Source organism: Archangium primigenium, from assembly GCF_016904885.1.
GTDB lineage: Bacteria > Myxococcota > Myxococcia > Myxococcales > Myxococcaceae > Cystobacter > Cystobacter primigenius.
The window spans coordinates 343,191-359,867 of record NZ_JADWYI010000001.1; the positions used below are offsets into that span (position 1 = coordinate 343,191).

Genomic DNA, 16,677 nt, shown 5'->3' on the forward strand with positions numbered 1-16,677 from the left:
GCCGCGCGCCGTGCCCTAGCGCTGGGAGCCCCGGGCACGCGACAGCACGACGATGTCGCGCGCGAGTTCCTCGCCATCCACGTACGCGAACGACGTGCGCACCTGGGCCCCCTCGGACAGCTGCTTCACCGGGATGGGGTTGCGCGTGGAGCCGCGGAACACCCGCGTCTGGTCATCGATGCGCAGCCGGGACACCGTCCCGTCCGTGCTGTCCTCCACCTCGACGTACTTGGAGGTGACGTCGCGCACCCGGCCGTCGAACTCCACGGTGACGGCGGGCAGGGCCTCATCGGGGGCCCCGGTCACGGGCGTCCCCGAGGCGTTCGTGCCCGCCGTCCCCTGGGCCTGCCCCGCGGGCGCCTGGGCCGCCGTGTTCGGCGCCGCCGCCCCCGAGCCGCCCGTGCCCCGCAGGGCGGAGACCTCGCGCTCCAGCGTGTTCACGCGCTGGTTCAGCTCGGTCACGTCCTGGGACGACGACGACGTGCCCCCCAAGTCCGTGGGCGCCGCGGGCGCTCCATAATAGGTGGGCCCCGGGTTCGAGCCCGTCATGCCGGACCCGCCCGTGCCGGACCCGCCCGTGCCGAAGAACACCCCGCCCTGGGTAGCGGGCGTCTGCAGCGGGATGCCATTGAGTCCCGGAATCCCCGGGAAAATGGCGCCCCCCGCGGGCTGGCCCGTGGTGCCGAAGGCCGCGCTCGTCCCGGCGGAGTCCTCGCCCCGCTCGATGCTCACGGCCCCCGAGGGGCTCGCGGCGGGCTGCTCCGACGCCGGGGCGGCCACGCCCGTGCCCACGCCCGAGGGCGGCTGCGCCAGGGCCAGCGGGGCCGTCCCCAGCAACGCCAGCGCCATCCACTTGGCTCCGCGCATGTTGTTCCTCCTAGGTGATGAGTCCTGTGCAGGGCCAATGTGGGAATCGTTCCCCGCGAGACACACCCCGGGGGGCGACGAGCGCTCGACCGTCCGGCCGCTCCAGGAGAGGGCGGTCCGGGTTTGACGGCCCGGGGGGATTGAGACGAAAGAGAAGGGGCGCTGAAACCAGGGGCGGGTTCATGTCACTCCGGCACGTGGCCCAACTTTTCGCCGTCAGAATGGCCCTCGCGGGCGGCAGGACCCGGGAGCCCGAGAGCGAGCGCTCCCTGCTCGTGCGCGCGCGGCGGGGAGAGGCGGCGGCCTTCCGGGTCCTCTTCGAGCGGCACGCCCCCGCGGTGTGGCGCTTCGCGCGGGATCTCTTCCAGGACGAGGCGGCGGCGGACGAGGCGACCCAGGAGACCTTCGTGCGGGCCCACGGGAAGCTCGCGAGCCTGAGGGACGACACGCGGCTGTCCTCGTGGCTGCTGGGCATCGTGCGCCACCTGCACCTGGAGTCCCTGCGCGGCCGGCCCACGCACCTGGACGTGGCGGACGAGGAGCACGAGGTGCTGCTGGAGGCCGCCCTGCCCTCGCCCACGCCCGAGGCCCTGCTGCTGGACCGCGAACTGGAGGGGCTGCTCAGCGAGGCCCTGGGAAGCCTGCGCGAGGAGCGTCGAGCGGCGCTGCTGCTGCGCATCGACCACGGGCTCGGCTACGAGGACATCGCCCAGGTCATGGGCTGGACGCTGCCCAAGGTGAAGAACGAGATCCACCGGGCCCGGATGCAGCTGCGCGAGCGGCTCGCGGACCACGTGGAGAGCACTGGAGGTCGGTCATGAATCCCCCCTGCCGGCAGGAGGACCTGGACGCGCTGGTCGCCCGGGAGCTGTCCGAGGCGGATGCCCGGCGCGTGAGCGCGCACGCCGAGCACTGCGACACGTGCCGCCGCGCGCTGGAGTGGCTGCGCATGGAGCGCGGCTGGATGGCGCGGCGGGCCCGGCGCCCGGTGCCCCGGCGGGCGCTGGACTACGGCGCGCTGGAGGCCCGCTTGAAGCCCGCGCGGCCCCGGCCCTCGCTCGTCTTCTGGGAGTGGCGGGGCCTGGGGCTCGCGGCGGTGACGGCGGCGCTCTTGGGCGTGGTGCTGCACGTGGGCCCGTCCACGCGCGCCCCGGTGCACGGCGGGGTGTCGGAAGCGGGCGAGTCCTGGAGCGAGGGGCTCATGTCCATGGCGCGGGTGGAGGTGTGCCTCGACCCGAGCCTGGAGGCGGCGGCGCGCATGGAGGCCCAGGTGGGCGCGTGCCTGATGGCCTCGCCCACCCGGCCGCCGCGCTGACGCCTCAGCGGGAGGGCAGCGAGCGGGCCGCGTCCACGGCCTTCTTGGCCTGCACCAGCCCGTGGCCGAAGAGGTTGTTGCGGCCGGGCGCGGGCGCCGCGGGGTCATCCAGGTGCAGCGCCGTCTTCTCGAGCACCTCGCGCACCTGGGCGGCGGTGAGCGCCGGGTTGGCGCTCCACACGAGCGCGGCGACGCCGGCCGCGTGGGGCGTGGCCATGGAGGTGCCGGTGCTCGTCGAGTAGTCCGCGCCCTGGATGCCCACGCGCACCTTGGCGCCGGCGCTCGCCAGGGACTTGAAGGTGGGCACGAGCGTGGTGGGGATGGCCGTCACGGGCGGCCAGGTGGCCGGCGAGCCCAGGGTGAAGGACAGCGTCGCGTCGTCCTCGGGGTTGTGGTTGCCGACGATGACGGCGCGCGCGCCCTGCGAGCGCACGTTCTTCACCTTGTCGGTGAAGCGGATGTCGCCGCCGCGGTCCACGTAGGCCACGAAGCCCTCGCAGGTGGCGGAGGCGTTCTCGGCGCACGAGCGCAGGCTGCCGCCCAGGCCGCAGTCCACGAGCGTGCCCTCGTACGACTCGAAGGGCACGAAGTCGAAGACGGACGAGTTGTAGAAGGTGTCGCCCGCGTGGAGGTTGGCGTAGGGGGCGTGGCCCCGCGGGTAGGTGGAGTAGACGCTCACGCCCGGCGCCACGAGCGCCAGGTGGGGGCCGCCCTGGGAGAAGCGCGGGTGCTCGCGCTTGCTGTCCACCGCGCCCACGGCGATGACGGAGTCATAGGCGGCCGGGTAGCTGCGGCTCGACTCGGTGGCCGTCTCGCCGCCGTTGCCGCTCGCGGCGAAGGACAACATGCCGTCGCTCAGCGCCTTGTTGAAGATGGCCTCCTCGGCGGCGTTCTTGTCCGGCGCGCCGAGCGACAGCGACGCGATGTGCGCGTGCACCGTCTCGTTGCACCAGGTGACCGCGGCCATGACGTCCGACGTGCGGCCCCCACCCGAGGTGTCCAGCACGCGCGCCACGTACAGCTCGGCGCCGGGTGCCACGCCCACCACGCCCTGGGGGCTCAGGGTCGCGTCGTTGGGGTTGACGGCGCCGTGCAGGCCGAGCTGCGCCACGATGGTGCCCGCCACGTGGGTGCCGTGGCCGCCGCCCCAGTTGCCGTCCTTGTCCTTGTCCTCGGGCAGGTCATCCCCGTCGATGAAGTCCTTGCCCGCGACATAGGCGGCCCGGAGCTCGGGGTGGTTCACGTCCATGCCGCTGTCGATGACACACACGCGGATGCCCGCGCCGGTGGGGGCGCCCGGCTTGAGCACGCCCTCGCCGTCCGGATCCCACACGTCCGAGGCCTGGGTCATCTTCACGCCGTAGGTGTACTCGGAGGTGCTGCCTTGGGTGCTGGGCGTGGTGGCCAGCGGCAGCACCCGCGCCCCCGTGCCGAGGTCCAGGGCGCGCACCACGCGGTCCGGCGACACGGAGAGCACGTCGGGGTCCGCCGCGAGCCGGGCCTGGGCCTCGGGGGTGAGCGACAGGGCCAGGGTGTCCAGCGCGGGCCAGTGGTACTTCACGCGTCCGCCGAGCGCCTCCAGCTTGTCCTCGCGCGCGCGCGCCAGGGCGGCCGAGCGCACCGAGCCCGCCTGGGAGCGGAAGCGCACGATCACGGGCTGCGCGCCCGAAGCCGCCGGGGTCTCCGACGACAACTCAGCGGCGGGCGCTCCGGGGGGCAGGTCCATGCGCGCCGTGGCGCGGTGGGCCAGGGCGCTGGGGTCCGCGGAGGCATCCCGCACGACGAGGTCCGGGCACAGGGGCCGCTCCTGCTGGACGGGTTCCTCGGGCGGGTCCTGCACGCACGCGCTCACACCCAGCAGGCTCAGCAGCACCAGTCGTCTCACGTGACCTCTCCTTGCACCCCGTCCGGGGGAGATGGCGGCCGTGGGACCCGGGTCCCGACGGAGGACGGAGCGCTGACGAACCCATGGCGTCGCGGCGCTCATTCCCACTGGGGGACGTTAGGCTGTCCGCCCACCGGACGATAGGGCGCTCAGGCGGGATCGATTCCGAAGAGCCGCGTCACATGACGCTCGTAGTCGGCCAGCTGCCGCGCGATGTCCTCTGGTGTCCAGCCCAGGGCGGAGGCCACGTCGGAGGCGGCCAGACGGGCGGCGGCCCGGCCCAGGTCGCGCGTCTCGAAGGCCACCTTGAGGCGGCGCACGAGCAGGTCATCCAGGGTGTGGACGAACTCGTGGGAGACCCCATACAGGGACTCGGCGCGCACGTAGGGCAGGCCCGGGGCGAGCGGCTCGGCGAGCTCGGGCCGCTCGCGGGTGAGCTCCCAGACCAGGCGCCAGCGCCGGCCGTAGGCGCGCACCAGGTGGCGCGCCACGTCCTCGCGGCCCACCTCGGCCCGGGCGCTGGCCACCTCGGCGTCGAAGGAGGAGAACTCGCCACCGGGCAGCGGCAGGGAGCCGGTGAGGGCCTTGTGGTGAGGCGTGCCCAGGGCCTTCTCCACGGCGTTGACCATGTCGCTGGCCATGACGCGGTAGGTGGTGAGCTTGCCGCCGGAGATGGCGAGCACGCCCGAGGGGCTCGCGTGGATGGCGTGCTCGCGGCTGGCGCTGTTGGCGCCCCCGGCGCCGTAGGCACTGGCCACGAGGGGGCGGATGCCGGCCCAGGCGCTCACCACGTCGTCGCGCACGAGCTTCGCGTCGGGGAAGAAGCCGTTGGCGGAGGCGAGCAGGTAGTCCACGTCGGACACGCTGGCGCGCACCTCGGAGGGGTGGGCGTGGGTGGTGGTCTCGGTGGTGCCGATGATGGTGTGGTGCTCGGCGGGGAGGATGAACATGACGCGGCCGTCCACGCCGGAGAGCACGGTGAGGGCGGTGTCGTCGGGGGTGGGCAGGCGCGCGCGGGGCACGGCGATGTGCACGCCCTTGGAGCCGCGCACCGCGGGGGCGTTGTCCTGGGCGTCGAGCTTGCGGATCTCATCGCTCCAGGGCCCGGTGGCGCTCACGATGACGCGGGCGCGCACGGAGAGTTCCTGGCCGGTGAGGACGTCCACCACGGTGGCGCCCTGGGCGCGGCCCGCCTCGATGACGAGCCCCCGGACGGCGGCGTGGTTGAGCACGGTGGCGCCGGCCTCGGAGGCGGAGAGCGCGTTGGCGAGCGTGAGCCGCGCGTCATCGGTGGCGGCGTCGTAGTAGCGGGCGCCGCCGGTGAGGCCGTCCGAGCGCAGGCCGGGGACTTCCTCGCGCACGCGCTGCACGCTCAGGGCGCGCGAGCTGCGCACGTTGCGAAAGAGCGCCAGGGCGTCATAGAGCTTGAGGCCCACGGCGAGCTTCCAGCGGGGCAGCCGGGCGCCCTTGTAGGTGGGCCACACGAAGGCGAGCGGCCGCACGAGGTGGGGGGCGAGCTTGAGCAGGCGGTAGCGCTCGATGCTGGACTCGAAGACGAGGCCGAGGTGGCCATGCTCGAGGTAGCGCACGCCGCCGTGGACCAGGCGCGAGGAGCGGCTGGAGGTGCCCGAGGCGAAGTCCTCGCGCTCGACGAGCGCTACACGCAAGCCGCGCAGGGCCGCGTCGCGGGCGATGCCACAGCCGGTGACGCCGCCGCCGATGACGAGCACATCGAAGGCCTGGGACGACAGGGCGGCCAGGCGCTCGGCGCGAGTGGGGGGCTTCTGAGGCGCGGGCAGGGAGGCGAGCGCCTGGGCGCCGCGCGGGACGGCGGAGGCCGGAACGGAGACGGAAGCGGCGGAGTCGGAAGGCACGCGAGAAGTGTAACGGCGGGCGGCGGCGGGTGGCAGGGAGAACGGAACGCGACGCGTCACACGAACGACGGAAGAGGGGGTGGGACGTCCGTCCGGCGCCGGGTGGGAGAACATCTCCGGGCGGGAAGGCGCCCAGGACTGTTGGCCACCGACGGTCAAGGGGTGCTGGGAAGAAGCGGCATGCATACCTCCCAGCAGGGACCCGAGCGAGGAGGTGGTGCGTTGAAGACGGTGACATACGAGCGCAGCGGGCGGACGAACACGGGCGCCCAGGCGGTGCGGATCGAGCGGCTGAAGCACCTGCGGGTGCTGGAGCAGGGGGAGACGGTGGTGGAGCGCGCGCTGACGGCCGAGGAGCGCGAGCACCTGAGCCCGCTGGTGGAGCAGGCCGAGCGCCAACCCGCGCCGGCGGTGGTGGTGCCCGCGCCGGGAGGGCCGGACGTGCTGGCGGTGACGCTGGGCTTCGAGGACGAGGCGGCGCCGCGGGTGAGGATGGCGCTGCGGCCGGGGCGGCCGGCGAGGGACATGGGGACGCCCTACGACACGCTGCTCGCGGAGCTGGACGCGCTGCTCAGCAAGGAGTTGCACACGCGCGCGCCGCGGCACGCCCACGCGGTCCTGCCCCACGAGCTGCGGCAGGAGGAGTGACGCGGGCGGCGGGGTGTCCTCCCGCCTGCCCGAGGAGCGAGCCGGAGCGCCTCCCGGGGTGAGGGGGATGCGGGCCGGCGACCCCTGTTGCGGGGAGGTCGGGGCCGTGCGAGACAAGAGGGCATGAAGCGAGTGCGGTTCGCGGTGCTCCGGACGGTGGGCGAGGCGAGGCTCTTGGAGGGGCTGTTGTCGGGCTCGGGCTTCGCGGTCGAGGTCCGGGGCGAGGCGCTGGCGCCACTCGGGGGGGAGATTCCGAACACGGAGACGTGGGTGGAGCTGTGGTTGCCGGAGGAGGAGCTGGCCCGGGCGCGGGAGCTGGTGGCGGAGGTGGAGGCCAACGGGGACAAGGCGCGCCGGACGGTGGGCTGTCCCGGGTGCCGGGAGGAGAACCCGGGCAACTTCGAGCTGTGCTGGAACTGCGGCGAGGATCTGCCGGAAGAGGGGCGTCCGAGTCTGAGGGCGGTCTCCTGAGGGCGGGCATGGAACGCGCGCCCCTGCATCCGCGAGTCAAGAAGGCGCTTGGGGTATGCGGCGCGGCGCTGGGGTTTCACCTGCTGGTGATGTTGTTGCCCCGGAACATGCCGGAGCAGGAGCTGGCGATCGCCCGGGCGATCCCGGACCCCGCCAAGCGAGTGACGCTGCTCAAGCCCTTGCTGGAGAATCCGAAGGCGACGGGCGCCAACCTGCGGGAGGCGGCGGAGCTCTTGCGCGAGGGCTCGCCGATGGACGCCTACGAGCTGACGCGGGCGTCGGAGCGCAAGGAGCCCGGCGCGGTGGAGACGCAGCTGTTGTTGGCGCGCATCTGCCATGGCCAGCGGATGAAGCGCTGCGAGGAAGAGGCCTTCCGACGGGCGGAGGAGTTGGCGCCGAAGGATCCACGCGCGGCGCTGCTCCGGGCGGACTTCCACGAGCGGGATGGGGACAAGGAGGGGGCGCTGCGGGCGGTGGAACGGGCCTACCAGATGGCACCGGGGCAGACGGGCGTGGGGGTGCGGTACGCGCGGTTGTTGAGCGCCACGGCGCGAGGTGACGCGGCCATGCGCGTGTTGGAAACACAGGGTGAGGCGTTGGGCAAGGCACGCATGTGGGTCGAGCAGGGACACGTCCGGGTGGACCAGGGTCGGCTGGAAGACGGCCGCAAGCTCTTCGCCCGGGCCGCGGAGGAGAACCCCAAGCTGGCGCCGGCGCACTACTACCTGGGCCTCACGGCGTTCCGGCTGGGGGACATCGAGCGAGCGGAAGAGTCCCTCCGGGAAGCGGACCGCCTGGAGATGACCAGCATGAAGGCCTTGTCGGCGCTGTGTGAGATTCAGCGACGGACCGGACGGATGAACGACCTGACGGTGACGCGAATGGACCTCGAGCGCCGTTTCCCCGAGAAACTGGACGCCGTGCGCGACGCCTGCGGCATGCACTGAGCCTCGGGTCATTCGGGGATGCCGCGAATCCTCCGGAGCAGGCGCGCGGCGGCCTTCACCTCTTGATCGACGACGCCGCTGGCGATCTCCGTGCGGACGACGGCTTGCAGGAAAGGGAGGGCTTCTTCCTCACGCTGTTGCTCGGCCAGCAGGTCACCGAGCGCCAGGCGCGCCTGGGTGAGCAGGACGAGATCCTCGGCACGAGAGGCGGCGTCGATGGCGTCCCCCAGGGCCGACTCCGCGAGTTCGGGCCGACCCCGCTGGAGGAGTTCACGCGCGCGCAGGAGGTGACGGGACGCATCCATGGGAGGACTCGGGGAAAACAGGAGGGAGGACAAGCCGGCCGCGGGCGGGTTATCCCAGGCGGTATGGATAACGAGCCCCGCATCGTGGAACTGGAGCTGAGGTACATGCAGCAGCAGGAACTGCTGCAGGAACTGAGCGGCGTGCTCTACGAGCAGCGGCGGGAGCTCGACACGCTACGGGCCGAGTTGGAGCTCCTGAAGAAGAAGCTCGCGGATGAACCCGGCCTGGTGGATGCACGGCAGCAGGAACGCCCTCCCCACTACTAAGCGAAGAGCGTTCCCGCGTCAGGGCCTCAGAACCGCCAACCCACGCGCAGACCGACATGGGGCGAGGGATCCAGGTAGCCGATCTCGATACCCACACTGGCCGAGCGGCCCTGATAACCGAAGCCAAAGGCGGCGTGGGCGCGCAAGGCCTTGCCCGAGAAGAGGATCCACGGACCCACGAGCCCCTCGATGTAGATGGGGGTGTTGCGGGGGGTGATTCGCAGATCGAAGTCGAGGGGAATGCCCAGGGAGCTGGGGTTCGTGGTGAGCAGCGCACCGAACCGGGCGCCGACCGAGAGAGGACCCACGAAAACGAAGTCGACGGCGCCCGTGAACGGGAAGAAGGCGCCATTATCGAAGTGGTAGTCCGCGCCGAGCGTGAGGCGGAAATCGGTCCGCGCCTCGGATTGCGTGGGCGTAAGGCAAACGGCGAGCGCGAGCAGCGCACCAACAACGGGACGAAGCAGTGGATTCATCGTGAAGCGCTCCAGGTTGAGTGGATGGAATGCCAATCAACCAAGCCTGGAGAAGCCCTGCCAGCGCGAAGATCAAAAGCACAAAGCCTTCGCGGCTGGACTGTCACGAGACAAACGCGAGCGTTTGAGAGCCTCAGCCCGCAAAAGGAGAAGGCCCCGAGCGTCCACGGTGAAGTGGAGGCGCGGGGCCTTCAAGAGAAAAAAATCCGGCAGCGACCTACTCTCCCGCGCGGTTTCCCGCGGAGTACCATCGGCTCTGGAGGGCTTAACTTCCGTGTTCGGGATGGGAACGGGTGGGACCCCTCCGACATTGCCACCGGAAAACTGGTGTACGTCTCAAGTCCATACGAAGGGTAGGGAAATCAACTTCCGGCTGCGAAGTTCGCAAGTGCCGCTTTCCGGGCCCGGCGCTTCCCTCTCGGGAGCTGCTCGGGGCCTCGAACCTGGCCTCGACTCGTCGGACACCTCCCGGTTACCGGGGGCTCCTGAGAGATTGAGGTAAAGTAAGCCTCTCGACCAATTAGTACCGGTTAGCTCAACGTGTTACCACGCTTACACACCCGGCCTATCAACGTCGTCGTCTTCGACGGGTCTTCTGGGGCTTGCGCCCGGGATACCTGTTCTTGAGGTCGGTTTCCCGCTTAGATGCTTTCAGCGGTTATCCAATCGACACATGGCTACCCAGCGATGCCTCTGGCGAGACAACTGGTACACCAGCGGTGTCTCCAACCCGGTCCTCTCGTACTAAGGTCAGAGCCTCTCAAGTATCCTACGCCCACAGCAGATAGGGACCAAACTGTCTCACGACGTTTTGAACCCAGCTCGCGTACCGCTTTAATTGGCGAACAGCCAAACCCTTGGGACCTGCTCCAGCCCCAGGATGCGATGAGCCGACATCGAGGTGCCAAACCTCCCCGTCGATGTGAACTCTTGGGGGAGATAAGCCTGTTATCCCCGGAGTACCTTTTATCCGTTGAGCGATGGCCCTTCCATTCAGGACCACCGGATCACTATGACCTGCTTTCGCACCTGCTCGACGTGTCCGTCTCGCAGTCAAGCTCCCTTATGCCATTGCACTCGCCGCCCGGTTTCCAATCGGGCTGAGGGAACCATCGCGCGCCTCCGTTACGTTTTGGGAGGCGACCGCCCCAGTCAAACTACCCACCAGACAGTGTTCCAACTCCCGATGAGGGAGCATGGTTAGACACCAGAATCCGACAGGGTGGTATTTCACCGTTGCCTCCACCGAACCTAGCGGCCCGGCTTCAAAGGCTCCCACCTATCCTACACAGTCGAACCCTAGTGTCACTGTCAAGTTGTAGTAAAGGTTCACGGGGTCTTTCCGTCTTGCTGCGGGTAAACTGCATCGGCACAGCTATTTCAATTTCGCTGAGTCCCTCTCCGAGACAGCGCGGAAGTCGTTACTCCATTCGTGCAGGTCGGAACTTACCCGACAAGGAATTTCGCTACCTTAGGACCGTTATAGTTACGGCCGCCGTTTACTGGGGCTTCGGATCATCGCTTCACCTTGCGGCTGACGAATCCCCTTAACCTTCCAGCACCGGGCAGGAGTCAGACCCTATACGTCGGCTTCTTGCCTTCGCAGAGTCCTGTGTTTTTGGTAAACAGTCGCTACCGCCATTTCTCTGCAACCCCTCTGGGCTTCGGCTGTACGCCTACACCTACCAGGGGCCCACCTTCTTCCGAAGTTACGGTGGAAATTTGCCTAGTTCCTTGGAGGAGAGTTCTCTCAAGCGCCTTAGGATTTTCTCCTCACCCACCTGTGTCGGTTTGCGGTACGGACACCCTGTAGACTCCCCGCGGAACTTTTCTTGGAAGCCGAGCATCAGCGACTTGCCCCGTGAGGGGGGCCATGGGGTCTCGGGGATAGCTGCCGCGCCTTTATTCGTACGCGACACCCCTACGCCTTTGGACTGACACAACCACCGGTCAGCTCGCCTAGCTTTCTCCGTCCTTCCTCGGTTCAACGTCTACAAGATGGCGCAGGAATATTAACCTGCTTGCCATCACCTACGCCTTTCGGCCTCGGCTTAGGTCCCGGCTAACCCTGGGAAGATTAACTTGACCCAGGAAACCTTGGGTTTACGGCGAGGGGGTTTCCCACCCCCTTTATCGCTACTCATTTCGGCATCAGCACTCGCAACCGCTCCACCAGCCCTTACGGTCTAGCTTCTCCGCTGTTGCAACGCTCCCCTACCACTGCATGCGCCTGACGCATGCAATCCGAAGCTTCGGCGCTAGTCTTGAGCCCCGTTACATTTTCGGCGCGGCCTGTCTCGACCAGTGAGCTATTACGCTTTCTTTAAAGGATGGCTGCTTCTAAGCCAACCTCCTGGTTGTCAATGACCTGCCACATCCTTTCTAGTGTTCACTTAGACTAGACTTGGGGGCCTTAGCTGTCGGTCTGGGTTATTCCCCTCTTGCCAATGGACGTTATCACCCACTGACTGCTTCCCGAGATAACAAGTACTGGCATTCGGAGTTTGGTACGGTTTGGTAATCTGGTGAGACCCCTAGCCGTTCCAGTGCTCTACCTCCAGTATTGAATTCCTCGAGACGATACCTAAATATCTTTCGGGGAGAACCAGCTATCACGGAGTTTGATTGGCCTTTCACCCCTACACACAGCTCATCCCAGAAATTTTCAACTTTCATGAGTTCGGTCCTCCATGAGGTGTTACCCTCACTTCAACCTGGCCATGTGTAGATCACCCCGCTTCGGGTTATAATGCACGCAACTCTGTCGCCCGTTTCGGACTCGCTTTCGCTCCGGCTCCACCTATCGGCTTAGCCTCGCTACGTACATTAAGTCGCCGAATCATGATGCAAAAGGTACGCCCTCGCACTGGGTTGCCCCGTAGTGCTCGGACTGCTTGTAGACATGCGGTTTCAGGTTCTTTTCATTCCCCTCACCGGGGTTCTTTTCACCTTTCCCTCGCGGTACTAGTTCACTATCGGTCGCCAAGGAGTATTTAGCCTTACCGGATGGTCCCGGCAGATTCAGGCAGGATTGCACGTGTCCCGCCCTACTTGGGTAACCCGCTCAGCCTCCGTCCGTTTTCGCGTACGCGACTCTCACGCTCTCTGGTTCACCTTTCCAGGTGATTCCGCTAACAGACAAAGGTCCTACCGCGGACCCGCAACCCCGATGCCACTTGCGTGACACCGGTTTAGGCTCCTCCCATTTCGCTCGCCGCTACTCTGGGAATCACTCGTTGTTTTCTTCTCCTCAGGGTACTGAGATGTTTCACTTCCCCTGGTTCGCTCCTTCGGCCCTATGTATTCAGGCCGAGGTAACGAGGCTTTCACCTCGCTGGGTTTCCCCATTCGGACATCTCCGGCTCAACGTTCGGTTGGCAACTCCCCGGAGCTTTTCGCAGCCACCCACGTCCTTCATCGCCTCTTGGCACCTAGGCATCCACCGCACGCCCTTAGTAGCTTACTTACCTGAATCCCTCAAAAGCCCGCCTCCCGGCGGCACCCAACAACTCGAGTCCAGGTCCCAGGCCCCGACTCTTCGTCGCGGACCCGGAAAACTTACACTTGCTTGAGTGCATGAGCTTCCGGCCCACCCACTGCTCTCGCAGTCGACGGCCTTCCACTTCATGCTGAACTTCTCAGCAGAAATTGATTTCTACCCTTCGTATGCACTTGTCAAAGAACGCTTCCGACGTGTTTCTTCATCGGACAACCGTGTGGAGCTGGACGGGATCGAACCGACGACTTCTAGCTTGCAAAGCTAGCGCTCTCCCAACTGAGCTACAGCCCCAAACCTTCGTCGTAGGTATCCACTTGCCGGCCTTCCTCGCGTCTCCCAGTGCAACCCCTCTCGGGGGACTGGTGGGCCTAGGTGGACTTGAACCACCGACCTCGCGCTTATCAGGCGCGCGCTCTAGCCAGCTGAGCTATAGGCCCAGTGGATTTCCCTCACAGCGTCCAATTCTTTCAAAGAACCGAGCCTCAGCTCGGCCTCTCAAAACCAGACAGCAAGCCCTCGACAGTATTGCAGAAACGTTGACCTGGTCGACCTCGGCCACCGAAGTGGCTGGTACACCCTGTGGCGCCGAAGCGCTCACCGTGTACCCGGTCTCCTTAGAAAGGAGGTGATCCAGCCGCAGGTTCCCCTACGGCTACCTTGTTACGACTTCACCCCAGTTACCGACCACTCCTTGGGCACCTCTTGGTGAGATGACTTCTGGAGCAATCGACTCCCATGGTGTGACGGGCGGTGTGTACAAGGCCCGGGAACGTATTCACCGCAGCGTGCTGATCTGCGATTACTAGCGATTCCGCCTTCATGGAGTCGAGTTGCAGACTCCAATCTGAACTGAGACCGGTTTTATGCGATTAGCTCCCTCTCGCGAGTTGGCAACGCTTTGTACCGGCCATTGTAGCACGTGTGTAGCCCTGGTCATAAAGGCCATGAGGACTTGACGTCATCCCCACCTTCCTCCGGTTTAACACCGGCAGTCCCTCTAGAGATCCACTTGCGTGGCAACTAAAGGCGAGGGTTGCGCTCGTTGCGGGACTTAACCCAACATCTCACGACACGAGCTGACGACAGCCATGCAGCACCTGTCTCTCGGCTCCCTTGCGGGCACCGCCTCATCTCTGAGGCATTCCGAGGATGTCAAGACCAGGTAAGGTTCTGCGCGTTGCGTCGAATTAAACCACATGCTCCACCGCTTGTGCGGGCCCCCGTCAATTCCTTTGAGTTTTAGTCTTGCGACCGTACTTCCCAGGCGGAGAACTTAATGCGTTAGCTACGGCACCGCGGGGGTCAACACCCACGACACCTAGTTCTCATCGTTTACGGCGTGGACTACCAGGGTATCTAATCCTGTTTGCTACCCACGCTTTCGCGTCTCAGCGTCAGTCACCGTCCAGGTGGCCGCCTTCGCCACCGGTGTTCCTCCCCATATCTACGAATTTCACCTCTACTTGGGGAATTCCGCCACCCTCTCCGGCACTCAAGCTCTGCAGTTTCGAACGCACTTCCTCGGTTGAGCCGAGGGCTTTCACATCCGACTTGCAAAGCCGCCTACACGCGCTTTACGCCCAATAATTCCGAACAACGCTTGCACCCTCTGTATTACCGCGGCTGCTGGCACAGAGTTAGCCGGTGCTTCTTCTCCCGGTACCGTCAAGCCCTTGAGTGTTAGCCAAGGGGTTTTCGTCCCGGTCGAAAGTGCTTTACAATCCAAAGACCTTCATCACACACGCGGCGTTGCTGCGTCAGGCTTTCGCCCATTGCGCAAAATTCCCCACTGCTGCCTCCCGTAGGAGTCTGGACCGTGTCTCAGTTCCAGTGTGGCTGATCGTCCTCTCAGACCAGCTACCCGTCGTTGCCTTGGTGGGCCATTACCCCGCCAACTAGCTGATGGGCCGCGGGCTCATCCAGATGTGATAGCTTGTATACAGAGGCCACCTTTTCCCTCGAGAGCCGAAGCTCCTGGGGGCTTATCCGGTATTAGCCAATCTTTCGACTGGTTATCCCAGACATCCGGGCAGATTACCCACGTGTTACGCACCCGTGCGCCGCTCTACTAGGATTGCTCCATTCGCGCTCGACTTGCATGTGTTAGGCACGCCGCCAGCGTTCGTTCTGAGCCAGGATCAAACTCTCCAATTGAATTTGAAGTGTCGAACCGGCTGAGCCAGGTCCCGGCTAAGGGGTTTCCTGACCTTCGCTGTTCTACGGGCACCCGGCCAATCGACTCCCGCCGACTCGCTTCAGGTGCCCGGGACTACAAGAATTGACTGCGGTTTCCGCAATCTGTCTTCTTTGGGCTTGCTATCTGGTTTTCAAAGACCGAACCGCTTGTCGCGGCCCCTGCGCTGTGCTACCGTCGGCTTCACCGTGTCGGTGCCGCCCACCGTGCTGCGCGGGCTGCCTTCTTTACTTCCGAACCGGCTCGACTGTCAAGCAACCGATGTTGCTTCGTCTCACCGCTTCGCTTCGAAGCCAAACCGCCGAGGCGGCTTTTCTTTCGAAGGGGCGCGGAACCTACTGCCGTTCCGCCTTCCCTGTCAACTCGCTTCGTCGACTCGTTTTTTCCTTCGCTGCCCGGCGTTTGCTTCTCGCCGTTCCAGCGGGGCTGCGGCTTCTACCACCACCGCGTTTCGAGTCAACTTCGTTCGCTGACTGCTTATTTCGTCTGCGTCCTGCTCGTCCGGAGGTCCCCGTCGCCAGTGCGACTTCGTCCTTCCCGTCCGTGGGGCGCGGCTTCTAGCCTTTCGCCCTCCCGAGTGTCAACCCGCTTCGTCAACCCTCGTTTTCCTTCCGCCCGACCTTCTGTCACCTGCGCGACAGTCCGTCTTCCGGAGGGACGCGGCTTCTACCACCACCGCGTTTCGAGTCAACCTCGCTGCGTCGACTCTTTATTTCTTCTGGCCTCGAACGACTTGCCCCCGCCAGTGCGGTGACGCCTGCCCGTTCGAAGGGACGCGGCTTCTACCACCACCGCGTTTCGAGTCAACCCCACTGCGTCGACTCCGTATTTCGACTGTCCTCGACCGCGTTCCACCGCCAATGCGGTTTCGCCTGCTGGGTCCAGGGGGCGCGGCTTGTACCACCGCCGCGTCTGGAGTCAACCGCCATCCGTCCGCATTTCTTCCCCGTCGGCGCCGCCCTCCGTGCCCCATGTCAGGATGCGCGCGATGCCTCCCCGTAAGTTGCCCCGGCACCTGGTCTGGCTCGAGTCCTTCGCGGCCGCGGTCGAGTCCGGAAGTCTGGAAGCCGCCGCCGACCATCTCGGAGTGGCTCGCTCCGTCATCAGCGAACACCTGCGCGCCCTCGAAGAGGCCCTCGCGGATGGGCAGTCGCTCCTCGAGAGAGGTCCCGGCCGCCGCCTCCAACTCACCGCCCGCGGCCAGAAGCTCTACGAGGGCACCCAGACCCCCCTCCACCAGCTCGACCTCAAGCGCCTCCGCGACCTCGCCAGCGCCGAGTCCAGTCTGCGCCTCGGCCTAAACCCCACCCTGTCCCAGTTCCTCCTCTCCGATATCGCCGAGGACGTCGCCCGCTCCCACATCAAGCTGGAGGTCAGCTTCGGGAGCACCTTCGAGCTCGTGCGTCAGGTCCAGACGAACCAGCTCGACCTCGCCGTGGACTTCACTCCCCTGCCTCCACACCGGGGGGTCGAGGCCGAGTCCCTCCTGCGCCTCCCCTTCGTCGTCTTGTCCGGCCCCAGGAGCCCGCTCGCCGCCCAGCACGCCGGGCGTCGCTCCCTCCATGTGAGGGATCTCACCCAACAGGCCTTCGTGGACTGGCAGCGGGATGACCCCTACGGCACCGCCAACAGCGCCCGCTTCAGCGCCCACACCGTGTCCGTGCGCGAGGTCGCGCGCGTGCAGAGCTTCCTCCTCCTCTTCGACCTGCTGCGCGCCTACCAGGCCTGCGCCATCGCCCCCGACCTGCGCGTCCTGCGCTCCTTCCCCGAGGACCTCTGCGTCTGGCTCCTGCGCGAGGAAGAGCCCCAGGCCGTCGAGGTGGTCGCCCTCCAGTCCTCCGGCGGCGCCCCCTCCGAGGCCGCCCAGCTCGTCCTTGCCGGACTGCGTCAACGCGCCGCGCCCAAACGGCGGAAAAACGACTAAGACGT

The 16,677-nt window shown here is 66.5% G+C and carries 12 protein-coding genes, 2 tRNA genes and 3 rRNA genes; 7 read left to right on the forward strand and 10 right to left on the reverse strand.

The features are described from left to right. Positions 1–15 precede the first annotated feature (15 nt). A complete protein-coding gene (locus I3V78_RS01475) occupies positions 16–867 on the reverse strand; it encodes a hypothetical protein (RefSeq protein ID WP_204484533.1) in 852 nt (283 codons plus the stop codon). Between the two features lie 182 nt (positions 868–1,049). On the opposite strand from I3V78_RS01475, the gene I3V78_RS01480 reads away from it, so the two are divergent. Both I3V78_RS01480 and I3V78_RS01485 read left to right on the forward strand, forming a co-directional pair. Continuing rightward, positions 1,050–1,688: an RNA polymerase sigma factor gene (locus I3V78_RS01480; protein WP_204484534.1), complete on the forward strand. Its 639-nt coding sequence runs from the start codon at positions 1,050–1,052 to the stop codon at positions 1,686–1,688. Then, a complete protein-coding gene (locus tag I3V78_RS01485; RefSeq protein ID WP_204484535.1) occupies positions 1,685–2,182 on the forward strand; it encodes an anti-sigma factor family protein in 498 nt (165 codons plus the stop codon). Before I3V78_RS01480 ends, I3V78_RS01485 begins: the two co-directional genes overlap by 4 nt. A gap of 4 nt (positions 2,183–2,186) precedes the next feature. On the opposite strand, the gene I3V78_RS39775 is transcribed toward I3V78_RS01485, so the two are convergent. Together I3V78_RS39775 and glpD are read right to left on the reverse strand one after the other, a co-directional pair. Further along, a complete protein-coding gene (locus I3V78_RS39775; RefSeq protein WP_338023441.1) occupies positions 2,187–4,067 on the reverse strand; it encodes a S8 family serine peptidase in 1,881 nt (626 codons plus the stop codon). Between the two features lie 149 nt (positions 4,068–4,216). After that, positions 4,217–5,941: a glycerol-3-phosphate dehydrogenase gene (gene glpD / locus I3V78_RS01495; RefSeq protein ID WP_204484536.1), complete on the reverse strand. Its 1,725-nt coding sequence runs from the start codon at positions 5,939–5,941 to the stop codon at positions 4,217–4,219. 231 nt (positions 5,942–6,172) lie between these two features. Between glpD and I3V78_RS01500 the strand changes: the two genes are divergently transcribed. The 3 genes from I3V78_RS01500 to I3V78_RS39780 all read left to right on the forward strand — a co-directional run bounded on the left by I3V78_RS01500 (position 6,173) and on the right by I3V78_RS39780 (position 8,007). After that, positions 6,173–6,589, forward strand: a complete 417-nt coding sequence (locus I3V78_RS01500; protein WP_338023843.1) for a hypothetical protein — start codon at positions 6,173–6,175, stop codon at positions 6,587–6,589. A gap of 123 nt (positions 6,590–6,712) precedes the next feature. Continuing rightward, positions 6,713–7,060, forward strand: a complete 348-nt coding sequence (locus I3V78_RS01505) for a putative signal transducing protein (RefSeq protein WP_204484538.1) — start codon at positions 6,713–6,715, stop codon at positions 7,058–7,060. 8 nt (positions 7,061–7,068) lie between these two features. Next, positions 7,069–8,007 (forward strand): tetratricopeptide repeat protein, encoded by a 939-nt coding sequence (locus I3V78_RS39780; RefSeq protein WP_204484539.1) that lies wholly within the window; start codon positions 7,069–7,071, stop codon positions 8,005–8,007. A gap of 8 nt (positions 8,008–8,015) precedes the next feature. Here I3V78_RS39780 and I3V78_RS01515 read toward each other — a convergent pair whose 3' ends face one another. Next, positions 8,016–8,312 carry a hypothetical protein gene (locus I3V78_RS01515; protein ID WP_204484540.1) on the reverse strand — a complete coding sequence of 99 codons (297 nt, stop codon included), beginning with the start codon at positions 8,310–8,312 and terminating at the stop codon, positions 8,016–8,018. A 63-nt stretch (positions 8,313–8,375) separates the two neighbouring features. On the opposite strand from I3V78_RS01515, the gene I3V78_RS01520 reads away from it, so the two are divergent. Further along, positions 8,376–8,579, forward strand: a complete 204-nt coding sequence (locus tag I3V78_RS01520) for a SlyX family protein (protein ID WP_204484541.1) — start codon at positions 8,376–8,378, stop codon at positions 8,577–8,579. 26 nt (positions 8,580–8,605) lie between these two features. Here I3V78_RS01520 and I3V78_RS01525 read toward each other — a convergent pair whose 3' ends face one another. The 6 genes from I3V78_RS01525 to I3V78_RS01550 form a co-directional block, all read right to left on the reverse strand. Further along, the gene (locus tag I3V78_RS01525) at positions 8,606–9,055 is read right to left on the reverse strand and encodes a hypothetical protein (RefSeq protein ID WP_204484542.1); all 450 of its coding nucleotides are present in this window, start codon (positions 9,053–9,055) and stop codon (positions 8,606–8,608) included. A gap of 204 nt (positions 9,056–9,259) precedes the next feature. Next, a 5S ribosomal RNA gene (gene rrf / locus I3V78_RS01530) occupies positions 9,260–9,376 on the reverse strand. 178 nt (positions 9,377–9,554) lie between these two features. Next, positions 9,555–12,521 (reverse strand): 23S ribosomal RNA (locus I3V78_RS01535). A gap of 251 nt (positions 12,522–12,772) precedes the next feature. After that, positions 12,773–12,845 (reverse strand) — tRNA-Ala (locus tag I3V78_RS01540). Positions 12,846–12,914: 69 nt separating this feature from the next. Then, positions 12,915–12,991: transfer RNA gene (locus I3V78_RS01545), tRNA-Ile, on the reverse strand. Positions 12,992–13,172: 181 nt separating this feature from the next. Then, positions 13,173–14,708: ribosomal RNA gene (locus tag I3V78_RS01550) — 16S ribosomal RNA — on the reverse strand. The 16S, 23S and 5S rRNA genes sit together here with 2 tRNA genes alongside, the layout of an rRNA operon. 1,028 nt (positions 14,709–15,736) lie before the next feature. Here I3V78_RS01550 and I3V78_RS01555 point away from each other — a divergent pair. Next, positions 15,737–16,672, forward strand: coding sequence for a LysR family transcriptional regulator (locus tag I3V78_RS01555; RefSeq protein ID WP_204484543.1), 936 nt, complete (start codon positions 15,737–15,739; stop codon positions 16,670–16,672). Positions 16,673–16,677 lie beyond the last annotated feature (5 nt).